The sequence below is a fragment of the Magnetococcales bacterium genome (assembly GCA_015232395.1).
Lineage (GTDB): Bacteria > Pseudomonadota > Magnetococcia > Magnetococcales > JADFZT01 > JADFZT01.
This window is the reverse complement of the sequence record JADFZT010000034.1, coordinates 12,577-36,714: the sequence shown is the minus strand read 5'-3', so window position 1 is coordinate 36,714 and position 24,138 is coordinate 12,577. Positions and strand designations below refer to the sequence as shown.

The following is a 24,138-nucleotide window of genomic DNA, read 5'->3' as shown; positions in this document are numbered from 1 at the left end:
CAGGGAGGCTCCTAGAGGTAAAGCTCCAGATGAACCCACTCTTCCCCGCCAAACCCCCCTTTAAAACGACTGATACCCATCTCCTTGGGGGTGGGCTCGGATCGGTTTTCCGAAGGCACAGGGCCGGTGGCACCCAGCTCCGGGTATAACCGATCCCCCATTTCAAAATAGCGATGCCCCAGGGATTTGGCATGCACCATGGCTTTCCAGATAAGGCTGTGGGCCAAGGGTTTGTCGAACAGCTTTCTTTCCGAAGCGCTCACCCCATAGAGGGTATAGTGATCGGAGTGAAGAAAAAGCGATGAACTGACCAACTCCCCCTGCCAATGGCCATACACACAAAAACCTTCACCCGCCTCCACCATCTGCCGCTGTAGCGCCCAGGTTTGTGGAGAACGGGTTTCCCGACCAGCCTGTTGAATATGATTTTGGCGAAAGGCCTCCATTTTCTCTCCAGTCATCTCCCGGCCTGAAACAATCTGGGGCTCTAGATGTTTTTCTCCCCAGTTGATGAGGCTTTTATAACTTTTGCGCACCCCCTGCCACAGGGCTTCTTCGGACTGGAAAAGATCCACCACCGTGATGACCCGGGGTTGGGCTCTGGCCCCAATGGATAGCAGCATCTCCCCAAAAAAGGAGAGCCGCCCCTGGAGCAGTGGATCCATATAGAGCAGCTTGGCCGGTGCCAGGGCCGGGGATTCCATCCCCAGGGTTTGTTGCACCTGCTCCTTCACCTGAATCCCCAAAGAGCGCTTCAAGGTGGGATCCAGCTGCTGGTTTTCCAGATAGAGCACCGGCCACCCAAAAACCGACAGCTCCCGCTCGCCTTCGCGGGTGAGGGCAAACCAGAGAACCCCGGCCAGGGGCACTCCCCCCTCACACACCACAAAAGAGAGATTGCGGGCCTTTTCAATTTGAGTATAGGCCTGGGCATAGCGGATGGAGCGGGGTTGATAGAGGGGATGTCGCCAAGCCGTCAGACGCCACAGCCTGGCAAAATGTTTGGCAAAGAGGGGGCTGCTGCTGGGAATAATTTCCATACTGAATTCCTCAAGGGGACAAATAACGGATTGCCGCTCATCATTATGGATGAGCCGCTCATAATAGGAAGGGAGTAGTGGCCTTGGCAGCGGGATCACCCGACCCCACCCGATCCCCTTCAGGCCAATCGTTCCATCACCCGCTCCATATCCTCTCTGGTAGCGGCCATGGCTCTCTCCAAAGGCACGGTGTGATCATACAGCTGTTTCCCCTGTTGAAACAGCCCCTCGATCCCCGCCAAAACCGGTTCAAAGGGGGCATCCGGGTTGTGGAAGGCCAAATCCATCTCTTCAGGGTAGCCCATGGTACGGATAAACCAGCTGTTTTTCGGGGTATAGGCCAAAGATAAATAGGGAATCCCCAACAAATGGGCAAACACAGCCCCATGGTAGCGCATGGAGACCACCGCCTCACAACGCTGCATCGCCTGGATGGTACGGAAGATATCCCCATCAAAAGTGTGGATCGATACCCCTTCGGGATCGGCTGATTGCGCTTTAAGAAAGTGATTCAGGGAAGCATCCAGACACCCCTGTCCCAGATAGATGGTAAAAAGCTGCACCTTGCGCCCCCGAGCCAATATTTCATTCACCAGGCGCAACTGTTTTTTTTCCAGAGGGTTTTGTGAAGAGATCCCTTCCCGGGCGGCATGTTTAAATAAAAAAAGCCCCACCGGACCTGCCTCACTCTTGGTATGGGAAGCCGGCCACTTTTCCGGGCAGAGGGTTGGCAGGGTGAGGGAAATATCGAATGAGCTGAATATTTCCAGCTGTGGGTTCAGGGATTGGGCCAAGGCGGCTGATGGTTGATCCCGGCAGTGAAAAAAATCCAGTCGCTGCAAAAGTTTCTGGCAGAGCTTTCTGGCCCCGTCGGTTTTGAACGGCCCCAGGGTCATGCTGACAGCCCCAGTGGGTCGGGTGGGGTGGCGCCGTTTCAGCCTGTCGATGATTTTCAGCTTCCAGGAGATGGAATTTTCAGAGTGCAGGATGCCACCGCCACCCAAAAGGATCGTGCCGAAACGGTCCAGATATAAACGATCCAGCAGCTGCTTGATTTTCCGGGGGGTGGCCACCCGGTGCAGGGCGTCAAAGGCAAGGTCGTCGGGCTGCTGAAAGAGTGGAATCTCCCCCACATCATAATAGCTTAAGCGGGTGTGGTTGAGCCTGCGTTTCAGATAGAGCCGCAGAGCCAGGGCCATCGCCTCATCGCCAAAATTGCCATGACCCAACCATCCCACCACCAGGGGCGGTCTTTTTTGGGTGGGTGGATGGGTTTTGTCTCTGAATATCACGGGGGCAGGCTCAGGATGGTGGGGATATCTGACGGGATATCACGACTATATGTTTCATGATGGGTCTGATCCTTTTTCCTGGGCAAAAATCTGCACCACCTCCCGCCTATAGCCCTGATACAGCTCTTCCATGGCGGGTTGGCCATCAGAACCCTTGCCATAATAGTCGCAGGTGAGACCGGTATCGAAGGCGGCAGCGACAAAATTTTCCAGCTGTCGCTCATAGGCCTCAGTGTGAAAATCGGTGGCGAGAAGCGTTTTGATTTTGGTCGCTATGGAGCGAATATCGCTGTGAAAAAAGACGTTGGGAAGCTTGAGGGTGGTGCCCAGATCTCCCAGCTGGATCGCTGGAATGTGAAAAAAGGTGGCTTCAGAAAGCGTGGTGGAGTTGGGGCTGATCACCAGAGCCGCCCCCTTTAACAAGCGCTCCGAAGGAATGCGAAAATCCAGCAGCTTGACGTTGGGGGTGCGGGCCACCTTTTCCAGGTAGGAAGGGGGACGCAGCTCGGCCATGGCCGGATGATCCTTCACCGCGAGGACATAATCTCCCGGGAGGGACATCGCCAACAGCCGGGCGGTTTCGATCTGATTGCTGAAATAGGGGGCCGCGACATCGATGGAGTGCTCCGGCTGCACCTGAAGGGGGAAATAGACATATTTGCTCAACCCCTCCACCGGAAAATAGCGGCGGTTTTCAGCGCTCCGGCGATAGCGTTTTCGGCTATAGTGATCCCGAACGATAATCCGGGGGGTGGGGTGGTCGATGGTGGGACCAAAATTGGCCATGCGGTTGACCGGCTTGCTGCGCAGCCAATAGACGGTATCGATGTAGGGGCGTAGGAGATCCTTGAATTTTTCGTAGGCACTCATGGGGGGGGGAGGGGTTTCGGTGAGGGGAATTTTGAAAGAGTCGCGAAACCCCGCGATATACCCCTTGGCCCGCTGCCGGTTGTCACTCTCCACCTGACCCTGATTCAACGCCTCCAGCCTGCGGTGAAAGCTCCCTTCGGTATAGCGATGATCCGTCGAAAAGATGGAGATCCCCTGCACCTTGGAGTCGTGTATCGCCACAAACCGGCATCCCCGGGTTCGGGCATACAGGCTGAAAAAAATTTGTGGCAGGGCGACAAAATTAAGCCCCAAAATCACCTGGGGGTTGAACTCATCAAAGATATGGCGGGCACATTTATAGACCGCCTTCACATAGTCGATGATCTCCTCATCCGGAAGGTTTTGCCGAAAGCTATAGTAAAACTTGTCCTGATAGGATTTGACGTGGTTGCGCAGGGATTGAACCATGGGCCAGATGGAATCCTCCCCCAGCTCCTGGCAGATCTCCTCCAGGGAATAGTCATCCTCCCCCAGATAGGCCTTGGGATCCATCATCAGCTGGTCGTTGTTGACCACCAGCTGATAGTGAACCTCCTTTTGGGAGAGGGTGAAGGCGTGGGTGGATTGTTTAAGGGTGAGGGCGGCCAACTCGGCCCCCTCTTCCTGGAGCCTCTTGGCAAAATAGTGCCCCGCCCCAACGCCCCAGGCCCGCTGTTGAAAGATCAAAACCCTTTTGCCTTTCACCCCACACCTCCCCCATCCCAACACACCATCCAGGTAACGAATCCCCAGACCCGCCCCAGACATCAGCGATCCGACTCACATATCACCAAACCGACACACACATCACCGGCCCGCCGTGGGATTTCCCCCCCCACCGCGAACCGTAAAGACCGGCTCAATCACCGGGCCTTCGAGGCGCTCTTCCAGCTTCCCCGTATCCAGCTCCACGAACATCACAGCGAGACTATTTCGCCAAGCCTTCAACACCCGTTCGAGATCGTCATCATCGTGGGCGTGGCAGAGGTTGTGGCTGCTGCCGATCAGGATGCCGTTTTCCAGCATCTCCCGGATAAAGAGGGTCCGGATGGCCTGGGCCCGAGCCTGGGGATGATCGTGAAAGGCGATCAGCTTCCAGGGGGACATGCCGTGGAGGGTGATCAACTCTCCCAAACCGGAGCTGTCCAACAGCATTTGCACTCCGAAAGCCAGACGCTTCCCCTTGGCCCACAACCCCTTGATCACCTCCCCCTGTTTCATTTTATCCACCACGGCGATAGCGGCTGCCAGGGAGAGGGTTTCGCCGCCAAAGGTGGAGGAAAAAAAGATCTCCTCCATCTGGGCCATCAGGTCAGCCCGCCCCACCACAGCTGAAAGAGGCATGCCGTTGGCCATGGATTTGCCAAAGCAGGCCAGATCCGGGGTCACTTCAAACATTTCCTGGGCTCCCCCCAGGGCAAAGCGAAAACCGGTGATAACCTCATCCAGAATAAAGAGCGCCCCGTGTTGATGGGTCAGCTCCTTGACCGACGCCAGATATCCCGGATCGGGCTCCTCGCTGTTGATCCCCTCCATGATCACCGCAGCAAACTCCCCCGGATGAGATTTCAGCAAGGTGTTCAAATCGTCCAGGTCGTTGTAGACAAAACGGTGGGTCAACTCCGATACCGCCCGGGGTACCCCCTTGTCCCGGCTGGTGGAGCCGATATACCAATCCTGCCAACCGTGATAGCCACACACCGCCACCCGATCCCGACCGGTCACCCCCCGTGCCAGGCGAATCGCCCCGGAGGTGGCGTCACTACCGTTTTTGCCAAACCGCACCCCCTCGGCACAGGGAATGATCTCCACCAATCGTTCCGCCAGCTCCATCTCCAGCTCCGTCGCCAGACTGAAGCAGATCCCCCGGTCCAGCTGCTTACGGATGGCGGCATCCACATCCGGATCCCGATAGCCCAACACCACCGGCAGCAATCCACAGATGAGGTCCACATAGTTGTTGTCATCCACATCCCACACCCGCCCCCCCTGGCCATGGCTGAGAAACAGGGGTGCGGCTCCCGAGGGAAACTGTTGATGGGATTTACTGAAGGTCTGGGAACCCAGGGGGATGGTGCGGGTGGCCCGTTTCAGCAGTTCCTGGGATCTCTTGTAGCGGGGATTTGATTTCATGTTTTACGCTCTTTGTCCATTCCATGGTTGGGAATCCCGCACCTTCCAGTCGGGATGATTTTTGGCTTTCATGATACCTGGTGAGGCTTCTTGGCGGCTAGAAACGCTTCATCTTCGTTCAAGGATTTAAACCAGCCATCGTTGGCGGTGTAGTGATGATTGATTTTAGCCAGCTGGGGATCTTTCGCCAGGAGTTCCAAAATCTTTCCAGTACCAAAATCGGGCTGCTGGGGATGGAGAGCCTCATAAATCCGGCTGATCAATTCGAAATCTTCCCCATAATCGACACTCCAACGCCAGTGAGAGAGATCTTCGGTATGTCGCACATGGCCGATGGCAAAGCGGTCGGGAGCGTGTCTGACAAAGGGGGTGACATGTTCCCGCTCCGAAGGCAGACGCGCTTCCTGCCAGGCACTCTCCAGGGCTGAAAATCGAATCACCTCCACATCCAAGCCATCGGGCCAAGTGGCGGGAAAGGTGTTGGAGGTGTAGTCATACCCTCCCTTCAGGTGACAGCGGATCACCTGGTCGATCACCTCAGGGTCGGCCAGAGGACAATCCCCGGTCAAGCGCACCACGTGTGTTGGTTCATGGCGGCAGGCGGCCTGATAATAGCGGTCGAGGACATCCTCCAGGCTACCGCGAAAGCAGGGAAGACCAGTTTCCTGACAAAGCTTGGCCACCCCATCATCTTCCGGTTTCAGGCTCGTCGCCACCAGCAGCCCATCCAAAAGGCTTGCCCGTTGGATTCGCTCAATCTGCCGCTGAAGCATCGGTTGCCCGAGCAGGGGACGCAGCACTTTACCCGGCAGTCTGCTGGAGGAGGTGCGGGCTTGCAAAATGGCCAAAACCGAATTCGTTTTTTTCACCCACCCGCTCCTGAAATGGAGAGCCCAGCCACCGGTCGATTCCGTCACCACCCACCATCATCGGTGGTGACGCACTCCGGGCGCAAGGGGCGTATTGAAACAGGAAAAGACCAGGATTCGTGAAGGGGCTTTTGACGATCTCCCCAACGTCACCCGGATGGGCTTTCCTTGACCCCACCCGGATGCCCAGCCATTGTGCTGCCATGACTGATATCCACACTTTTCTCTCACCGGGCAGGGGCAGGGCATGACCATCCTCATCACAGGGGCCAGCGGCATGTTGGGCCAGGCTCTCATGGCAGAGGCCAAAAGGCGGAGGAGGGGGGATGAGCAGGGGCAGGGGATCATTGGTGCCGCCCGCCACCATTGCGATCTCACCCTCGATCTGGAAAAAGAGGCTTCGATCCTGGCCACCCTCACCGAAGCGGACCCCCAAGTGGTGATCAATGCCGCTGGGCTCGTCTCCCTGGATCAGTGCGCGGCTGATCCAGGATTGAGCTACCGGATCAATGCCCGGGCGGTCGCCATCCTCACCCAGTGGTGTCGGGAGCGGGGACGCCGGTTGATCCAGATCTCCACCGATCACTGGTATCGTGGCGATGGCCATCAACTTCACCGGGAAACCGATCCCATTCAACTCCTGAACGACTATGCCCGCTCCAAACAGGCCGGGGAGGGGTTTGCCTTAAGCTATGAGGGTTCCCTGGTGGTGCGCACCAACATCACCGGCTTTCGTGGCTGGCCGGGGCGTCCCACCTTTATCGAATGGGCCATGGCGGCCATACACAACGACCTGCCCGTGACCCTGTTTGAAGATTTCATCACCTCCACCCTGGATACCCCCGCCTTCGCCCGGATTCTTTTTGATCTCCTGGATCAAGAGGTTCTTGGTCTTCTCAATGTCAGCTGTCGGGAGGCGGTGAGCAAACAGGTGTTTGTCGAATCCCTGGCCCGAGCCTTGGAACGCCCCTTGAACCACGTTAAAATCGGTCGGGTCACCTCACTGCCAACCCCACGGGGGGAGAGCCTGGGGCTGGATGTCAGCCGGGCACAAGAGAGGCTTGGCTATCTCCTGCCGGATCTGGAGCAGGTGATTCGCTCACTGGTCAACCTTTATCTGGAACGCAAATCCACACCATGAATTATCATTCGACACTGCACATTGGCGAGCGGGAAATTTCCCTTGGCGCTCCAGCCTATTTTATCGCGGATATCGCCTCCAACCACGACGGCGATCTGGCCCGGGCTCAGGATCTCATTCATCTGGCCCGGGAGGCGGGGGCGGATGCGGTCAAGTTTCAACATTTTTTGGCCAAGGATATCGTCAGCGACCACGGCTTCCGAAATTTGGGGGGGCAGATGTCCCACCAGGAAAAGTGGGACAAGCCGGTCTATCAGATTTATGAACAGTATGAATTCAACCGCAGCTGGAATGAAGCTCTGGCTGAAACCGCCAGGGGGGCTGATGTGGAGTTTATGACCACTCCTTATGATCTCGCTGCCGTGGAAGAGGTCGACGCCCTGGTGCGGGCTTATAAAATCGGCTCCGGGGACATCACCTGGCCCGACTTTATCCAGCAGGTATCCCAAAGGGGAAAGCCGCTCTTTCTGGCCACAGGTGCGGCTACCCTGGCAGATGTGGAGCGGGCAGTGGCGGCCGTGCTCAAAGTCAACCCCCAGCTCGGCCTCATGCAGTGCAACACCAACTATACCGGAAGCCTGGATAATTTCCGTAGCGTCAACCTCCGGGTGCTGGAAAGCTTCCGGATTCACTATCCCGGCATGGTGCTGGGGCTTTCGGACCACACCCCGGGACACAGTGCGGTACTGGGAGCTATCGCTCTGGGCGCCCGGGTGATCGAAAAACATTTTACCGACGACAACCACCGCAACGGCCCGGACCACGGCTTTTCCATGAATCCCCAAACCTGGCGGGAGATGGTGGATCGCAGCCGGGAGCTGGAGATGGCCCTGGGAGACGGTATCAAACGCATTGAAGCCAATGAAACTGACACTGTCATCGTCCAGCGCCGCTGCCTGCGATTGTGTCGGAATCTGCCAGCAGGAACGCTACTCGACGCCACACACCTGGAAAGCCTGCGCCCAGCCCCCGCCGACAGCCTGCCCCCCTATCGACTGGCAGAGGTTCTTGGCAGGCGACTACGGGTAGATAAAGTGGCTGGGGAAACCCTCTGGATAAGCGATCTTGCGGGAAAAGAGTAAAAGACCATGCTGACTGGAAAACATACCGGCCTTCGCGCCATCGAACGCGATGATCTCAAACCCCTCCTCAATTGGCGCAACAAACCGAAATTCCGCCGCTATTTTCGGGAATATCGGGAGCTTTCCATGGCCCAGCAGGAGCGTTGGTTCGAAAAAGTGGTGCTGGGGGATCCCAACACCCGCATGTTTGCCATCGTCTCCCTGGCCGATAATCAACTCTTGGGGGCTGCCGGGCTCTGCTATATCGACGGAATCAACCGCAACGCCGATTTGTCCATCTATATCGGCCACGACGACCTCTACATCGACGATCACTACGCCCTGGATGCCGCCCGGGTATTGCTGAAATATGGTTTTGAGGAGTTATCACTCCACCGGATTTGGGCGGAAATTTATAGCATCGACAACGATAAAAAATGTTTTTTCGACCATCTTGGCTTCACCCTGGAGGGAACCCACCGACAAACCCACTGGACGGAAGGAGGGTGGACCGATTCCCTTTTTTATGGACTCCTGGCCCCTGAATTCAACAACCAACCCGAGCCACGATAGCCCATCATACCTTGATGCCGGTCCATCGGTAATCAGCTGCCATCATGATTGAAACCTCTTCCTCTCCATACAGGAGAGGGAGAACCGTCCCCCCCTTAAGCCCTCCTCATCCAATCCTCCCTCCTTCTCCTAATGACGATCTACCCTCCCTGGCTGAATCAGACACCCCCCTTTGACTATCGCTCTTCCTTACTGGTTAAAAACTTCCGCCTATCCATTGATTTCAATAGCAATAAACAACCATAATGGCTCTTATTCGCAATTCCTGGGGAGCACCCCTGATGAAACATCTGATGCAGCTCATACCCGTCAATTTTTCCACCCGGATCATTATCCTCACCGGCTTCCTGATTTTTCTGATCCTCTCAACGGTCATCTCCTACGGTATCGAAGGCACTGCCCTGATCCGAGGCCGCATGCTCGACTCCTCGGAAACCACCGCCATGTCCAATCTTCTGGACCATGCCCACCAGAGCCAATTCCATTTTAAAAAACAGGTCCAGGAGTGGAAAAACATTCTCCTGCGAGGCTGGAACCCCAAAGACTTTGAAAAATATCAACGCCAATTTCGCAATGAGGAAAACAACGTTCGAGAGCTTCTCGGGAAGGTTGGTCAAGAGACGAAAACACTGGGGTTCGACAATGAAATCGGCCCCTTGGTCACCGCACTGATCCAACAACACGAACGTCTGGGTAAAGCGTATGAGGATGCTTTGCTTCGATTTGACGGTCAGGATCCCCTCGGTCACCGACAGGTGGATCATCTGGTGCGAGGCATGGATCGGGGGCCCACCAAAGCCATGGGGGTGTTGATCGAAACGATCAAAAAATCCATCGATCAGCGCATGGAAGCAAAGCTGCAACAGGTTCAGGCAGGTGATGATTCATTCCGGGAAAGATTGCTGTTTTTCACCTTTTTGATCTTTCTGACCCTGATGGTATTGGGAGCGGGGCTGACGATCCTGTTACGGCGTTTTCGCTGTCAGGCCAAACAGATCATCGACATGACCGAAAAAATATCCGGTGGTGATCTGACCTTTCAGACCGACACCTCCGGCATCGGCGAGATGGATGAACTGGGCCGGATCTATAAGGCTTTTGCCTTGATGACCGAAAACCTGGTGCGCACGGTCCAGGCGGTCTTTCTTCAGTCAGAAACTGTCGACATCCTCACCGAACAGCTTTCCGAAATCAAAAACACTCTGGAGAAGGATACGCTTGATTCCAAGCAGCTCTCCGAAGAGGTGCTGGCCCTCAACAGCTATCTCCACGACGAAACCAATATTCTCAAATCCAAGGCAGAGGAATCCACCGACGACGTCCAAAAGGCTTCCCAGGCCATCGACCGATTTTCCAATAATATCCGCACCATCGCCTCAGCCTCCCAGGAGGCCAGCCAAAGCGTCAGCATGGTCGCCACTTCTGCCCAGCAGATGAGTAACGACCTCCACGGGGTGAACGACAATCTGGTACAGGTGAACGCCTCGGTGCAATCCGTTACCGACTCAGTCTCCAAAATTCGCCTCGCTCTGGTGGGTGTGCGCAAGCAGTGCGAAACAGCCCAATCGGAGTCTGATCAGGCGAGCCAAAGCAGCTACCAGACCCTGGAGGCGATGGAATCCCTCTACGGCTCGGCTCGGGAGATTGAAAATGTGGTGGAGGTGATCAACAGCATCGCCGAGCAGACGCAAATGCTGGCTTTGAACGCCGCCATCGAAGCTGCCGGAGCCGGTGAGTTTGGCAAAGGGTTTGCGGTGGTGGCCAACGAGGTCAAGGATCTTGCCCGGGCTACTGAGAATGCCACCCGCATGATTGCCGAAAAGATCGAGGAGATTCAATCCCAGGCAGGCCGGGTAGCGGAATCCACCCGCTCCATGGCCACAGGAATGAATCTGGTCCGCAAAGCCAACGAAGAGATCACCCAATCGGTAGCTGATCAGTCAGACCTGATTCAGGATATCGCCAACTCCATGGATGGGGTAGCCAAGGCCTCTGAAGAGGTGACCAGCAACGCCGCCAATCTGGGCAATGCGGCCATTGAAGTGGCCGAAGCCGCAAACCAAGCTTCCGACAACACCCAAAAAATTGCTGGAGAAGCCAACGAAGCCTCCTCCAGCGCCATTCAGGTGATGGAGGGCAGCTCTGGTGCTGCGTTCAAAACCAAACAAGTGCAAAATTCTGCCCACGAAGTGCTGGAAAGCGCCATCAACGTCCAGAAAAAAACCTTACAGTTGATTCAAATTTCCAAGCACTCCAGTGGCTCGGCTCAAAATACCGGCAAACTGATCCAGCTGGCCCGGATGTCCACCGACGATCTCATCATCAACGCCTCCGGGTTTACCATCTCCTGCCCCGCCTTCGACATCCAAACCTTCAAATCAGAATATCTCTCCCTGATGGAGCAGATCGAAAACTGGAAATGTGGACGCTCCACGATTCAGTCCGATCAGGTGCTCTCTGTAGAAGAGACTTCCCTGGGTAAATGGCGTAGTCGAACCGGGGAGATGCTCTACGGTAAACGGACTGATTTTAAGGAGTTGGTCACTGTTCAGGAAGAGATGCACCAATCCGCCACAACCATCGCCCGCTTGATCAGTGAACGGGATCAACTGGCTCAGGAAGCGGAAGAAGCGGAGGACGATGTGTTCGATCTTTTTGATGATGATTCAGATGACGAGGCGACCCCAAAAATCACTCTGGAAGAGGTCAACCAACAGATTGAAGAAGAAAATAAAAATTTTGTCAGCCACTTCCAGGACCTCTTCAGGCTGTTGGACAAGCTCAGCCAGGTACGCTAAGGGTCCAAATCAACTCATTCAGGGATTCCAGGTCTCTGATATCAACTCATTCAGGGATCGGAGCCAACCATGATGGCAGAGGACAAAACCCCCTATCGAAATCTGGGGCCGGAAGCCATTCTCGATGCGGTGGAGAGTATCGGCTACCGTTGTGACGGCAGCTTGCTGGCTCTCAACAGCTTTGAAAATCGAGTCTATCAGGTGGGCATTGAGGAGGGAGACGGCTTGGTAGCCAAGTTTTATCGAGCCAACCGCTGGAGCAATGAAGCGATCCTGGAGGAACACCACTTTTCCCAGGAGCTGGCCGACCTGGAAATTCCGGTCATTCCCCCTCTGGCTCTGGATGATGGCGCCACCCTTCACGCCCACGCCACCTTTCGTTTTGCTCTCTATCCCCGTCGGGGAGGACGCGCCCCAGACCTGGAAAATTCCGACCACCTCAAACAGTTGGGGCGTTTTCTCGGGCGCATTCATGCGGCTGGTGCCGTGACCGAGTTTGCCGAACGTCCCACCCTTGATATCGCCTCTTTTGGTGAGGCTTCCATGGTGTTTTTGCTGGAATCCGGTTTTATTCCCCTGGAGTTGGAAACCCCTTACCGCACCTTGGCTGAAGACCTTCTCTCCCGCATTCGGGCCAGCTTTGATGCGGCCGGGAGCGTCAACCTGATTCGTCTTCACGGCGATTGCCACCCGGGCAACATTCTTTGGACCGATGCTGGCCCCCATTTTGTCGATTTTGACGACGCCCGCAGGGGACCGGCCATACAGGATCTCTGGATGTGTCTTTCCGGTGAGCGGGCTGACAGAACCGCACAACTGGGAGATCTATTGGAGGGGTATGGCCAGTTTTATGACTTCGATCCCCGGGAACTTTTGCTGATCGAAGCGTTGCGCACCCTACGCATGATGCACTATGCCGCCTGGATCGCCCGACGCTGGGAAGACCCGGCCTTTCCCCGAGCCTTCCCCTGGTTTAACAATGGCCGTTATTGGGATGAGCATATTTTATCTCTCAGGGAGCAGGCATCCATGATGGAAGAGCGGCCCCTGGAGTGGATGGGATGACGGCTGGCAGCCATCTGGAATAAGGTCTGGTGTTGGTTTTTGGCCTGGAGGAATGGGGATGGCACGAAAAACCTTTACGGTTTCCCTGGTGGGATGGCAGGCTCTTTTTTCGGAATGATGACTGGTTTTTCTTGTAAGGTTTCCGTTTTTCTGTAGAATGAGCCAGTTTCCTGTTCGCCTTGATAAAGATCTTTCCTTTTTGGGGCGATGGGGGGATTGACAAGGACCGGATTTGCTCCGATCCTATGGCAATCAACGGAGAGGTGGCCGAGTGGCTGAAGGCGGCACCCTGCTAAGGTGTTATATCCGATAGGGTATCGAGGGTTCGAATCCCTCCCTCTCCGCCATTTTTCGCTTTTCCTCTCCCGGCTCCCATGCGCCTGCTTTCCCTGACTCTCACGCTCTCTGCGCTCCTTTTGACCGGGTGCAATCTCAACTTGGACCCCCCTCCACCCAAAGAGGTTTATCTGCCTGTGGAATCCCAGGTGATGAGCCGATTGCCCCTGGCCCCCCACGTGGATCAGGTGAGAGCCCTGCCCACTGAAGAGATGGTTCAGGAGAGTGTCGGCATTCCTCTGCGCTTCCGGATTTTGGATAAACGCACTCTTCAGGTTTATCGTCTGGATGTCCCGGTAGGGGCCTCCCTGGAAGGCCCTTGGGGGGGAGAACTCAACCCCACCGCTTATGTGCCGGACCTCCTGATCCATCGGCAAAAATCACTCCATGGGCCGGAAGGACACGTCAATCCAGCCGCCTGGGTGGTGCTCAGCAGCCAGGAAGGGACACTCTTTCACGAAGGGTGGGCCTTTTCCCGGGACATGTCCCTGAACGCCTGGGATCACCACCGTTACGACCTTACCTTTCTGGGGCCTGTGGCACAGTTGGCCAAAGAAGGGGATATCTATTCCCAGGGGTCACAATAGTCCGGTTGTTTTTTTCAGTCGCCCCAACAAAACTCAAAAAAAACAGCTCATGAACACCTCTGATTTTCTGGAAGAGTCCCGTGGCCAACTGCTACTGGCGCTGGTAGAGGCCTCCCAAGGTGGGGCTCGGGGGGAGGTGCCGGTGGGGGCTGTGGTAGGGGGGAATACGGGATTTATCCTGGCCCAGGGAGCCAACCGCACCCTGGAAGGATCAGACCCCTTGGGACACGCAGAAATCCGCGCCCTGCGCCAGGCTGCCACCCGGACAGACAACTACCGTTTAACCAATGCCACGCTGGCCATCAGCCTTGAGCCCTGCGCCATCTGCCAGGCTGCTGGAGTGGAAGCCCGATTGGGGTCGGTCCAATTTGCCACGTTTCGAGATCCGACAAAAGTGATGCACCAAGCGCCTATTTCAAACCAGACGGCTCAAGCAAAAAAGCCTGTTGGATTGGATAGTTCAGACCCTTTGGCTGAAGCTTGTGGGGGAATGTTAAATTTTTTCTTTGAGCAACGGCGTAAAACCTGATCTAATTCGGCCCCTGACGATATCTTGATCGCGTCATCGGGTCGATCCTGAACCCGAGCTTACAAGTCTCTTAGGAGAGATGACCGAGTGGTTGAAGGTGCACGCCTGGAAAGCGTGTGTACTGTAACAGGTACCGAGGGTTCGAATCCCTCTCTCTCCGCCAGAACTTTCCCGATCAACACCCTTTCCAAAATCTGGAATCGGCGTTTGTCGGATCTGTTTTTGATATAGATTTATTGCTGATTGTGGGCGGCGTTGACGGCCAGGTCCCACGCAACAGATACCCGCCAACTCCGTCAGGACCGGAAGGTAGCAGCGGTAACGGGATCATCTGTGTGCCGTGGTACGCCTGGCCTGAGCCGCCCTCTACTCTTTTCGCACCGGTTTTCCAACCCTCTTTCGGACCGTTACCCGCTCATGCCCTCTTATGTGGTCCTGGCGCGCAAGTGGCGGCCTCGAAGCTTCCAGGCTTTGGTGGGGCAGGATCACGTTACCCGCTCCCTGAAAAATGCCCTGGAAAGTGGCCGGATCCCCCACGCATTTCTTTTCACCGGTATTCGCGGTGTCGGCAAGACCACCCTGGCCCGCCTCTTGGCCATGTGCCTCAATTGCGAGGAAAAAACCACCCCAGACCCCTGTGGTGAGTGCTCCTCCTGCCAGGAAATCATCAGTGGTCGAAGCCCGGACGTTCAAGAGATCGATGCAGCCTCACGCACCAAGGTGGACCAGATGCGGGAGGTGCTGGATACCGTCTGCTACGCCCCGTCCGCCTCCCGCTTCAAGGTCTATATCCTGGATGAGGTGCACATGCTCTCCACCCAGTCCTTCAACGCCCTGTTGAAAACGCTGGAAGAGCCCCCACACCACGTCAAATTTATCTTTGCCACCACCGAATCCCGCAAAATTCCCGCCACCATTCTCAGCCGCTGTCAACGTTACGACCTCAAGCGTGTTCCCCGGGAGGTTTTAACCGGACACATGACCCGAATTCTGGAAGCTGAAAAGGTGGCCTTTGACCCACCGGGATTGGCTGCCGTGGTTCGGGCTGCGGACGGCTCGGTGCGGGATGGGCTTTCGGTGCTCGACCAAGTGATTGCCCACGGTGAGGGATCGGTTCACTATGAAACCGTCAAACATCTCCTGGGCCTTACCGACCGGGAGGGGGTGCTCACCCTTTTGGCTGACCTGCTAAACGCCAAAGGGCCGGAAATTTTGGCCGCAGCCCGACAGTTTCATGAAGGGGGAGTGGAGCCCAAAACCCTGGTCAACGAACTGCTGGATGGTATCCACCAGGGGGTAAGAGAAAAGGTTCGACCCTCCAGCCCCGAGCTACTGGAGCAGGATCCCCAACTCAACCGCATCGCCCAGATCACCGGCAGCGCCAGTCAGGAGCGGCTACAGATGATCTATCAGGTGCTGTTACGGGGGCAGGATGATCTGCGCATGGCCAACGATCCCCAGCAGGCCCTGGAGATGCTCCTGATCCGGGTCGCCTATCTCAAGCCGGTGCCGGATCTGGATCGTTTGATCCGTTCTCTGGGGCCGTCGCCAGGTGGGGGCCGGGCAGGGGGGCAGGGGGGCAGTCATCCGACCTCTTCCGATAGCTCGTCAGGGGGGGCTCCCGGAGGCTCCTCCTCATCGACTCCTTCCGCCGGGTCATCGGGCAACACCTCCATCCAAGGTGCACTGCAAACCGGAAATGAGGCCGGGGAAAACGCCACCAATCGTCCTCCCAGCCAGGCCGAAGAAAAAAAAAAGAGTCCCACCCCCCATGCCAATTCGGGTAGGACGGCAACAAAATCTCCTCCCCTCCCGGCTTCGACGTCCCCCCGGAAGGAGCGTTCCCAGAATGTGCTTCATCCCACACCCCCACACCCTTCGAATGAAGCTTCTGACCGGAAGAAACCAGCTGATATTTCAGGAGATCAGGCTGATTTAAACCCAGCCAGATCCCCGGCCACGCATCCATTTTCTCCACCCAGACCACCCCCAGATCAAGGCGCATTGCAGGGAGATGCGGCCGGGGCATTGCAAAAAAAAAATGTCCGGGATTTGACTTCGTGGGAGCAGTTGCTATCTTTTGCCGGACAAAAAGCCCCACTCCTGGCCCTCAAATTAAAGCAGCAGGTCGCCTGTTTGGGATTTAAAACGGGAGATCAGGACTCCAAAGGTTATCTGGAGCTGCAACTGACCCAGGAGTGTTTTGGACCTCCGGCCCGTTTGGAAAAAACCCTGGGGGAATTTTTAACGGAACATGAGTGTGAGGTCTTTCAGATATCGGTCCGACCTGCCTCCAATCAACCCCGGCCCGAAACAGTCCAGGAAGGGGTGGACCGACAAAAACGCGAATACACCTCCCAACTGGAACAGGAAGTGTTGGCGCATCCGGCGGCCCGCCTGCTGACCAGTCATTTTCAGGCACGACTGTCTGGAGTGGAACCTTTGGACGATTTGGGACTCCAACAAATCTGATGGGTTGGCCCGGAAGGCGATCTGGGTTACTCTGACGGGATTGTCTCAATCTCCTGAACGGATAAAGCCTCACACATTTGAGGTGGATGAAACAGGGATGAATACATGAAAAATTTGGGAAATCTCCTGAAACAGGCCCAGCAGATGCAGGGCAAGATGGCCAAAATGCAGGAAGAGTTGGCTGCTCAAACCGTGGTTGGCCAGTCCGGAGGCGGCATGGTGGAGGTCACCCTGAACGGTAAACAGGAGATGGTCAGTATTCGGATCGATAAAACAGTGGTGGATCCAGGTGATGTGGAAATGCTTGAAGATCTGATTGCAGCTGCCTTCAACGACGCACATGCCAAGCTTCAGGATCTCCAAAAGCAACAGCTTTCCCAAATCACCGGCGGGCTCAACCTCCCCCCGGGCATGATGCCGTTCTAGTCCATAATCACTGACAAAAACAACGCATTTCGGGCACCCCATGATTGGGCTTCCTACTGTTGAGCGGACGATTATCCAGCTTGCCCGATTTCCGGGAGTTGGAAAAAAAAGTGCCCAAAGAATGGTCTATCACCTGCTGCGTCAAGGGCGGGAAGAGACCGGACAGCTGATTGATTCTTTAGAAAGATTACGAGACCGGGTGCGCCCCTGTGGAATCTGTTTTAATCTGGCCGAAGAAGACCTTTGCCGAATCTGTCGGGATCCAGGACGCCTGTCGGCTCATCTCTGTATCGTGGAAGAGCCTGCTGACCTGATAGCCATTGAAAATGCAGGACTTTTTAAAGGGCATTATCATGTCCTGGGAGGGCAGTTAAGCCCTCTGGATGGTATTGGGCCGGACGAACTCCACATGGAGGAGTTGGAAAAGCGGCTGGTTCGGGGTGGGATCACAGAACTGATCATCGCCACCAATCCAACCGTCGCTGGTGAGGCCACCGCCCACTATGTGGCGCAACTGGCCAAACCAAGTGTCGAACGCATCACCCGACTCGCCTATGGATTACCGATGGGCGGAGAACTAGAATATCTTGACGAATCAACACTTTACCAAGCATTGGCAGGCAGACGGGACTATTGATCTGCAGTTTTACCCTGCCAAATGCTCCGATAAATTGGTATAAGGCGTACCCCGCAACACGGGCATGAGGGTTTAGATGCCTGCGTTAAGCGGGGATATCCACACACCTGATCCATTGGAGATGATTCCGGATGGCCAAACAATCGACCAAACAAGCAGAGGACTTTCCCTATCCTGGCATTGCTGGGACCGGTGACGGGTCCGAGGCGGTCTCATACGTTGAAACCCGTGCCACGGACGGCGCTGCTGCCTATCCCATCACGCCATCCACCAACATGGGGCAATTTTTCCAAATTGCTGTAGCCAACGGTTTTAAAAATTTATGGGATAAAGAGCTGGCCTGGATGGAGCTGGAGTCGGAACATAGCTCCGCCTCGTCCTGTGAAGGATTTACTCTGGCCGGGGGGCGCATCACCAACTTTACCTCCGGGCAAGGGCTGATCCTCATGAAGGAGGTGCTCTACACCATTTCCGGTAAGCGACTTCCCACCGTGTTGCATGTCGCCGCCCGAACCCTCACTTCACAGGGGCTCTGCATCCATGCCGGGCACGATGATGTGATGGGGGTTGCGGATGTCGGCTGGGGGATTCTGTTTTCCAAAAACGTGCAGGGGGTTTCCGACCTCTCGCTGATCAGCCGAAGGGCCGCCGAAGATGGCCTGACGCCGTTCATGAACGTTCAAGATGGCTTTTTGCTCTCTCACACCATCGAAAACCTGAACTATCCCGAAGATGATCTGATCCGGGAATATCTGGGCAATCCCCGGGATCGGATCCGTAACCTGTTTGATACCGATGCTCCCCTGCAATCGGGTACCGTGCAAAACCAAGACAGCTATATGTCCGGGAAGATCGCCCAGCGTTGGGTCTATGACAAACTCCCTGGTGTGATCCAAAACGCCATGGACGAGTTTTACCGTCTGACGGGCCGCCGCTATAACATGATAGACACCTATCAGATGGAGGATGCCGAGTATGCCCTGGTTGCGATGGGGACGACCTCGGAAACCGCCATGTCTGCGGTCAATATCATTCGGGAAAAGCTGGGCATCAAGCTGGGTATCGTCGATATTACCTGCTTCCGACCCTTTCCGGCTGCCCAACTCGTCGAGGCGCTTGCTGGCTGCAAAGTGGTCACGGTGCTGGAGCGGTGCGATGTCCCCACCATGGCGGGCAACCCCCTCACCACCGAAATCGAAGCGATTCTGGCCCAGGCTATCATGGGGCGGGAAGGGATTCCCAAAGTTGATTCGATCCCTGAAATCTACTCCGGTGTCGGTGGTCTTGGTTCCCGTAACGTCACCCCCGGCCACATCATCTCCATAGCCCGTAACATGGCCCCGGGGGGAGAAAATCGACGCTTCTTCACACTGGGTCTGGATCATCCCACGAGCCTACCCCTGGAAAAAGAAGAGCCCGATGTCAGGCCTCAGGGCGCTTTTTCGGTGCGGGTCCACTCTGTGGGTGGTTATGGTTCGGTCACCACCAACAAAGTTATCGCCACCATGCTGGGGGATATCTTTGGCTTCAAGGTACAAGCCGCGCCCAAATATGGTTCGGAAAAGAAGGGACTTCCCACCAACTCCTTCCTGGCGGTCTCTCCCGGCGATAAAATTCTCGCCCACTGCGACCTTCAGCAGGTGGACTTTGTACCCCTGATGGATCCCACCACCTGGCACATGGGCAATCCCCTGGTGGGCATGGGCGAATCCGGCATTGTTTTTCAGCACACCGATGAAACCACTGCGGAGGGACTATGGGATTCTCTGCCCCCTTACGCCAAATATTTCATCAAGGAAAATGGCATTCGCTTTCACGGCGTGGACACCATCGAAATTGCCCGGGAATGCTGTAAGTCCGACTCCTCCCTGATTCAACGTTTCCAGGGGGTGGTTCTGCTCGGGGTGTTCCTGCGGGTCACCCCCTTCCAGTCAGACGCCAAAATGAGCGAGGAGGAACTCTTCTCCAAGGTGCGTCAACCTCTGGACAAATATTTCGGAAAACGCGGCCAGAAGGTTGTGGATGACAATCTGGATGCGGTGAAACGGGGGTATAGCCGCGTGATGGAAGTCAGCCGCGAGATTATGGACCAAACACCTGCCGAGGTCTATGAACAGGGCCGGGTGGAGTGGGAGGCCAAGGGTAAGGACGTTTCGGCCTTTATCATCTAAAGCAACAGTCGGGTCATCTAAAGCACACAATCGGAACCGGGCATACCAAATGCCCGGTACCCGTTTCGGAGGCAACCCATGAGTCAGGAACAAAACGCCAAGATCTATACCCAGGCGACCCCCCAGTGGTATGACGCCAAGCGGGCGCGGGACATCATTGAGGCCTATAACACCGGTGCAGGCTCTGGTCAGCCTGCTGATAGCTTTGTGGGAGCCTCTCTGGTTCCAGCCGCTACCGGCTCCTACCGGGATTTTTCCTACATCGCCCCGGATCTGCCGGAATATTATGCGGAAAACTGCGTCGCTTGTATGGAGTGCGTACAAAACTGCCCCGACTCAGCCATCTGGGGGCGGGTGATCACACCGGAGACCCTGGAAGAGGACATGTCCGGGCTTTCAGATCCCGAAGACAGAAGCCTCATTGAGAGCCAGCTGGTCAAGACCACCAAATTCTGGAAAACCTACGAAAAGAAAAAGGCCAAGGATCCCAACGCCCCTGGTGGCGCGTGGTTTGGCATCTTTACCGACCCCACCAAGTGTAAGGGGTGCGGCGAGTGCGTGGTGGCTTGTGGTGAGCACGACGCCCTCAAGATGATTAAAAAGACCCGGGACAACCTGCCCAACTATTTCACCATCTGGGAAGCCTATAAACGCATTGGCGATACCCCTGCGGAATATGTCAATCCCCGCCTCAAGGTGGACCTGATGCTCAAGGAGTCCGCCAACCAGTTTGTTGGTGGTGGTGGTTCCTGCATGGGCTGTGGCGAAACATCGGCAATCCGCCAGTTGCTGGCAATCACCGCCGAAAAAGTGGGCCAAAACTACGGCATCGTGGCGGCTACCGGCTGCAACACGGTCTACGGCTCCACCTATCCCTACAACCCCTTCCGGGTACCCTGGACCAACTCCCTGTTTGAAAATGCCCCGGCTGTGGCCATGGGCATCCGCGCCCATTGGGATCAAACCGGTCGTGAGGGACATCACATCCTGGTGTTTGGTGGGGATGGTGCCATGCTCGATATCGGCTTCCAGGCGCTCTCCCGGATGCTGGCTTCCGGCATGAACATCAAAGCCCTGGTGCTCGATACCCAGGTCTACTCCAATACCGGTGGTCAGGCCTCTACCGCGACCTATATCGGTCAAAATGCCAAGCTGTCGGTTCATGGCAAGGCGGTCCCCGGCAAGATGGAGCGCCGCAAGGAAATTGCCAATATCGCCATGATGCACCCCAACACCTTTGTGGTGCAGACCACCGGCCCCATGATCAACCACTTCTACAAATCGGTAGAGCAGGCCCTGGACTACAACGGCCCGGCGGTGATCAACGTCTACACCACCTGTCAGCCGGAACATCAGGTGGCGGACGATGTCTCCTGTGAGCAGGGGAGCTTGGCGGTGGAATCCAGAGCATTTCCCGTCTTTACCTACAATCCCGACGGTGGCCCCACCTTGGCCTCCCGTATCTCTCTGCAGGGCAACCCTTCGGTCAACCGTGACTGGCACCACCGGAAAACCAAGGAAGGTCTGGAGAAAGTTGATTTCATCTCCTTTGCCAGAACCGAGGGTCGCTTCCAGAAACATTTCGACAAGGATGGCAATCCCAGTGACACCCTGCTCCGTTCTCAACAGGAACGTCTGGAAAACTGGCACCTGCTGCAAGAACTGGCCGGAGTGAAAAACAAGGATCGGGAAGAGGCTGAAAAAAAATAACCCTCTGCTCTTGATCCACGATGACTGCTGAATCCAAACGCCGCCACCCTAGAAGGGTTGGCGGCGTTTTATTTCTGGCAAACTCTCTTCGATTCGACATAATGCAGGGGTGCCCATCACTCTTTGACTCCATGATTTTCACCCTGGTGCCGGGCCATGGTTGTTCACCACGTCAGAATCACCCCAACCCCCGGTTTCGAGACGGCTTTTCATGAATCAAAAACTGGCTGGCTTTTTCCACGCTCCCAACCATCCCTTTGACCGCTGGGCAGTTTGGCTCATGCTGCTGTTGGGGATGGTGGGGATGGGGTTACGGGTCTGGTTTTATCAACAACCGGCCAATACCGACGATCTGACCTATTTCACCTATGCCACCCGAGAGCTGCTCCCCAGTGCTGACCAGATCGGTCCCGGGGCTTTGCGCTCGGTATTGATCTGGTCCATCCAGCTCATGGTCTTGCTACTGGGCCCCACGGTGGAGGCCTTTTACGGCACCATTCATCTCCACGCCCTGCTCTCTCTCCTGGCTATCTGGTTTTTCACCAAAGCCTTCAGCAACGACCGAGTAGCACTCCTGATGGTAGTGCTATGGGTGACGAGCTACCCCTACATTTTGTCAGGCACCCGATTGCTACCGGATAATCTGGGGATTTCCCTGGCGCTTTTGGGGCTGGGTGCGGTGGCCTGGGCGGGGCGTCTCAGGGAAGGGAGCCCCCCATTTGATCCCAAAGCCCTGATTGTCGCCTTCCTGGGAGGGCTGTTGCTGTGGGCAGCGGTATCGGTGCGGGTCACCTTTGCCGTCTATGTGGTGGCCGGGGTGGTGACCGCCCTTTGGAGTCCACACCGCAAACAGGTGACGCTCTTTCTTATTTTGGGCATGGGGCTTGGCGGGCTTTTGGAACTGATCCACCTGGCCATCGTTTTTGACGATCCCTTCATCCGCATCAAAGCGCTCTTGGGCTACAGCCAAAAAACCGGGCGGGTGGTGGGGACCATCTTTACGCCCACAGCGCCCACTCTGGCCAAAGTCAAAAGTGTGGCTGCGCAACCCACGATTTCACTCTCCCAGTGGCTCTCCACCTTGGGGCTGGTTGTTTTGCGCTATCCGAAGATGCTCTACAACACCGGCAGCGGTGAAATATTTTTCCATTTGTTTGGTTTCCTCGGAGCGATGGTGTGGCTTGGCAACCTGCGCAAGCGAGTCAACCCCCCTAAAATCATTGTGTTTATGTTGGCTTTCGGTTTTATCGCCTTCACCATGAAAAGCTGGCACCCGCCAGTCCCGGCCATGCGGGAAAGTGTCCGCCAATATCTGACCGTAGCCCCGCTCTTTTATCTGGCGGCGGTGGAATTTTTTCTCTTTTTGCTGAACTGGTCCGCTACTTCCAACTTTCGCAACCTGGCTGCCAACTTGCGACTTTCATGGCTGGTGCGGCCCGCCCCTTTTTTAATCCTGGCTGCCCCCCTGGTACTGGTTCTTTTTAACCTCATGGTAGTCAACCAGTTTAAATATTTGGCCAAAAATGGGAATGATGCTTATATTGCCACTGCTGATGCGATCCGGCAGGATATGGCCCACCGTGGAGAGACCGCCGGGACGCTTTATCTGGGGGGGGGAGCTGCCCGGGTGATGAAATTGCTGTTGCCGGAAACAAAAGGGTGGCACCACGCCAAGATGGACCCCACTTTTCCTCAGCCGGGCTATCTGGTGATGGATTGGCGACGCTATAACTATGACGATCTGGAGTATGGCGAACGGACAGATACGCTGATCCGCCCCTACGACCATCTGGTTGAGCACCAAAGCCCGATTTTCCGCCACCGCAGGCACTTTTTTCTCACCGAAGCCTATCGGGTCGGCCCTTCAGTCACCCCACGTCCAGCCACTGAAATCACCGCTGATCTCCCCCCGGGATGGTCCTTTGGTGGCTCCGACGACTCCCAGGCAGCTGTTCTATCCGAACGGGGGGGCTGGCTGGTCAGTCGGGGAAAACAACTCTACTCCGGCACCACACCTCTGCTTGAACGGCCCAACGCCAACCCCTTGCCGCAAGAGCGTCTGATTCAGGTCCGGTTTGGCGTGCAAATGACTGAAATGCGTGCTGGGGTAAAGGTTTATCTCCTGGGTTGGCCGATGGAGGAGGGGCTAGACCAAGATAAAAAACCACCGGTCAAACGCTATATGGGGGAGGTGATTGCCATGCGTCGGCAGCAGGAGGCCACCCTCTGGAGCTGGCTTCCCAGGGGGTTTGGAGCGTTTCGTTTGCTCTTTGAAGGCTCTGGTAAACCGTTGAAAATATTTTCGCCCAGGCTGTTTCTGATGGAACCTCAGCCCCAGGATCGATTCCAACAGAGGGGAGGGGCTTGGTAAGTGTCAGGTCTTTCCGAAGCGATTTTTAGCCGTCATTCCAGCCTTGCAGGGATAAAT

18 protein-coding genes, 2 tRNA genes and 1 other RNA gene are annotated in these 24,138 nt (G+C 55.9%); 16 read left to right on the top strand and 5 right to left on the bottom strand.

Annotated elements, in window-relative coordinates:
- Window positions 1–11: 11 nt before the first annotated feature.
- From HQL52_10950 to HQL52_10930, 5 genes are all read right to left on the bottom strand, one after another.
- Window positions 12–1,040, bottom strand: a complete 1,029-nt coding sequence (locus tag HQL52_10950) for a hypothetical protein (GenBank protein MBF0369961.1) — start codon at window positions 1,038–1,040, stop codon at window positions 12–14.
- 119 nt (window positions 1,041–1,159) lie between these two features.
- On the bottom strand, window positions 1,160–2,269 hold the full coding sequence (locus HQL52_10945; GenBank protein MBF0369960.1) for a polysaccharide pyruvyl transferase family protein: 1,110 nt from the start codon (window positions 2,267–2,269) through the stop codon (window positions 1,160–1,162).
- A gap of 117 nt (window positions 2,270–2,386) precedes the next feature.
- The gene (locus HQL52_10940; protein MBF0369959.1) at window positions 2,387–3,907 is read right to left on the bottom strand and encodes a hypothetical protein; all 1,521 of its coding nucleotides are present in this window, start codon (window positions 3,905–3,907) and stop codon (window positions 2,387–2,389) included.
- A gap of 102 nt (window positions 3,908–4,009) precedes the next feature.
- Entirely contained in the window at window positions 4,010–5,335 is a 1,326-nt protein-coding gene (locus HQL52_10935; GenBank protein ID MBF0369958.1) for an aminotransferase class III-fold pyridoxal phosphate-dependent enzyme, read from the bottom strand.
- 68 nt (window positions 5,336–5,403) lie between these two features.
- On the bottom strand, window positions 5,404–6,204 hold the full coding sequence (locus HQL52_10930; protein ID MBF0369957.1) for a glycosyltransferase family protein: 801 nt from the start codon (window positions 6,202–6,204) through the stop codon (window positions 5,404–5,406).
- A gap of 247 nt (window positions 6,205–6,451) precedes the next feature.
- On the opposite strand from HQL52_10930, the gene HQL52_10925 reads away from it, so the two are divergent.
- The 16 genes from HQL52_10925 (at window position 6,452) to HQL52_10850 (ending at window position 24,081) form a co-directional block, all read left to right on the top strand.
- Window positions 6,452–7,345 (top strand): sugar nucleotide-binding protein, encoded by an 894-nt coding sequence (locus HQL52_10925; GenBank protein ID MBF0369956.1) that lies wholly within the window; start codon window positions 6,452–6,454, stop codon window positions 7,343–7,345.
- Window positions 7,342–8,427 (top strand): N-acetylneuraminate synthase family protein, encoded by a 1,086-nt coding sequence (locus HQL52_10920; GenBank protein MBF0369955.1) that lies wholly within the window; start codon window positions 7,342–7,344, stop codon window positions 8,425–8,427. The genes HQL52_10925 and HQL52_10920 overlap by 4 nt, the downstream gene beginning before the upstream one ends.
- A 6-nt stretch (window positions 8,428–8,433) precedes the next feature.
- On the top strand, window positions 8,434–8,979 hold the full coding sequence (locus HQL52_10915) for a GNAT family N-acetyltransferase (protein MBF0369954.1): 546 nt from the start codon (window positions 8,434–8,436) through the stop codon (window positions 8,977–8,979).
- A gap of 281 nt (window positions 8,980–9,260) precedes the next feature.
- Window positions 9,261–11,777 carry a methyl-accepting chemotaxis protein gene (locus tag HQL52_10910; GenBank protein ID MBF0369953.1) on the top strand — a complete coding sequence of 839 codons (2,517 nt, stop codon included), beginning with the start codon at window positions 9,261–9,263 and terminating at the stop codon, window positions 11,775–11,777.
- 72 nt (window positions 11,778–11,849) lie between these two features.
- Entirely contained in the window at window positions 11,850–12,842 is a 993-nt protein-coding gene (locus HQL52_10905; GenBank protein MBF0369952.1) for a serine/threonine protein kinase, read from the top strand.
- A gap of 257 nt (window positions 12,843–13,099) precedes the next feature.
- Window positions 13,100–13,189, top strand: a tRNA-Ser gene (locus tag HQL52_10900).
- Window positions 13,190–13,330: 141 nt separating this feature from the next.
- Entirely contained in the window at window positions 13,331–13,765 is a 435-nt protein-coding gene (locus tag HQL52_10895) for a hypothetical protein (GenBank protein ID MBF0369951.1), read from the top strand.
- A gap of 49 nt (window positions 13,766–13,814) precedes the next feature.
- Entirely contained in the window at window positions 13,815–14,294 is a 480-nt protein-coding gene (locus HQL52_10890; GenBank protein ID MBF0369950.1) for a nucleoside deaminase, read from the top strand.
- Between the two features lie 73 nt (window positions 14,295–14,367).
- A tRNA-Ser gene (locus HQL52_10885) sits at window positions 14,368–14,457 on the top strand.
- A 97-nt stretch (window positions 14,458–14,554) separates the two neighbouring features.
- Window positions 14,555–14,652, top strand: an RNA gene (gene ffs / locus HQL52_10880) — signal recognition particle sRNA small type.
- Window positions 14,653–14,711: 59 nt separating this feature from the next.
- A complete protein-coding gene (dnaX, locus tag HQL52_10875) occupies window positions 14,712–16,766 on the top strand; it encodes a DNA polymerase III subunit gamma/tau (protein ID MBF0369949.1) in 2,055 nt (684 codons plus the stop codon).
- Window positions 16,767–16,871: 105 nt separating this feature from the next.
- A complete protein-coding gene (locus tag HQL52_10870; GenBank protein MBF0369948.1) occupies window positions 16,872–17,192 on the top strand; it encodes a YbaB/EbfC family nucleoid-associated protein in 321 nt (106 codons plus the stop codon).
- 40 nt (window positions 17,193–17,232) lie between these two features.
- On the top strand, window positions 17,233–17,829 hold the full coding sequence (gene recR, locus HQL52_10865; protein MBF0369947.1) for a recombination protein RecR: 597 nt from the start codon (window positions 17,233–17,235) through the stop codon (window positions 17,827–17,829).
- A gap of 131 nt (window positions 17,830–17,960) precedes the next feature.
- Window positions 17,961–20,000 (top strand): 2-oxoacid:acceptor oxidoreductase family protein, encoded by a 2,040-nt coding sequence (locus tag HQL52_10860; GenBank protein ID MBF0369946.1) that lies wholly within the window; start codon window positions 17,961–17,963, stop codon window positions 19,998–20,000.
- A 78-nt stretch (window positions 20,001–20,078) separates the two neighbouring features.
- Window positions 20,079–21,710: a thiamine pyrophosphate-binding protein gene (locus tag HQL52_10855; GenBank protein ID MBF0369945.1), complete on the top strand. Its 1,632-nt coding sequence runs from the start codon at window positions 20,079–20,081 to the stop codon at window positions 21,708–21,710.
- Window positions 21,711–21,921: 211 nt separating this feature from the next.
- A complete protein-coding gene (locus tag HQL52_10850) occupies window positions 21,922–24,081 on the top strand; it encodes a hypothetical protein (protein ID MBF0369944.1) in 2,160 nt (719 codons plus the stop codon).
- Window positions 24,082–24,138: the final 57 nt, after the last annotated feature.

What these genes read in the sequence shown, in the direction of transcription:
- HQL52_10950 (MBF0369961.1), bottom strand. Translation starts at nt 1,040, where the DNA reads ATGGAAATTATTCCCAGCAGCAGCCCCCTCTTTGCCAAACATTTTGCC.
- HQL52_10860 (MBF0369946.1), top strand. Translation starts at nt 17,961, where the DNA reads ATGGCCAAACAATCGACCAAACAAGCAGAGGACTTTCCCTATCCTGGC.
- HQL52_10920 (MBF0369955.1), top strand. Translation starts at nt 7,342, where the DNA reads ATGAATTATCATTCGACACTGCACATTGGCGAGCGGGAAATTTCCCTT.
- HQL52_10925 (MBF0369956.1), top strand. Translation starts at nt 6,452, where the DNA reads ATGACCATCCTCATCACAGGGGCCAGCGGCATGTTGGGCCAGGCTCTC.
- dnaX (MBF0369949.1), top strand. Translation starts at nt 14,712, where the DNA reads ATGCCCTCTTATGTGGTCCTGGCGCGCAAGTGGCGGCCTCGAAGCTTC.
- HQL52_10905 (MBF0369952.1), top strand. Translation starts at nt 11,850, where the DNA reads ATGGCAGAGGACAAAACCCCCTATCGAAATCTGGGGCCGGAAGCCATT.
- HQL52_10915 (MBF0369954.1), top strand. Translation starts at nt 8,434, where the DNA reads ATGCTGACTGGAAAACATACCGGCCTTCGCGCCATCGAACGCGATGAT.
- HQL52_10910 (MBF0369953.1), top strand. Translation starts at nt 9,261, where the DNA reads ATGAAACATCTGATGCAGCTCATACCCGTCAATTTTTCCACCCGGATC.
- HQL52_10870 (MBF0369948.1), top strand. Translation starts at nt 16,872, where the DNA reads ATGAAAAATTTGGGAAATCTCCTGAAACAGGCCCAGCAGATGCAGGGC.
- HQL52_10935 (MBF0369958.1), bottom strand. Translation starts at nt 5,335, where the DNA reads ATGAAATCAAATCCCCGCTACAAGAGATCCCAGGAACTGCTGAAACGG.
- HQL52_10855 (MBF0369945.1), top strand. Translation starts at nt 20,079, where the DNA reads ATGAGTCAGGAACAAAACGCCAAGATCTATACCCAGGCGACCCCCCAG.
- recR (MBF0369947.1), top strand. Translation starts at nt 17,233, where the DNA reads ATGATTGGGCTTCCTACTGTTGAGCGGACGATTATCCAGCTTGCCCGA.
- HQL52_10890 (MBF0369950.1), top strand. Translation starts at nt 13,815, where the DNA reads ATGAACACCTCTGATTTTCTGGAAGAGTCCCGTGGCCAACTGCTACTG.
- HQL52_10850 (MBF0369944.1), top strand. Translation starts at nt 21,922, where the DNA reads ATGAATCAAAAACTGGCTGGCTTTTTCCACGCTCCCAACCATCCCTTT.
- HQL52_10895 (MBF0369951.1), top strand. Translation starts at nt 13,331, where the DNA reads ATGAGCCGATTGCCCCTGGCCCCCCACGTGGATCAGGTGAGAGCCCTG.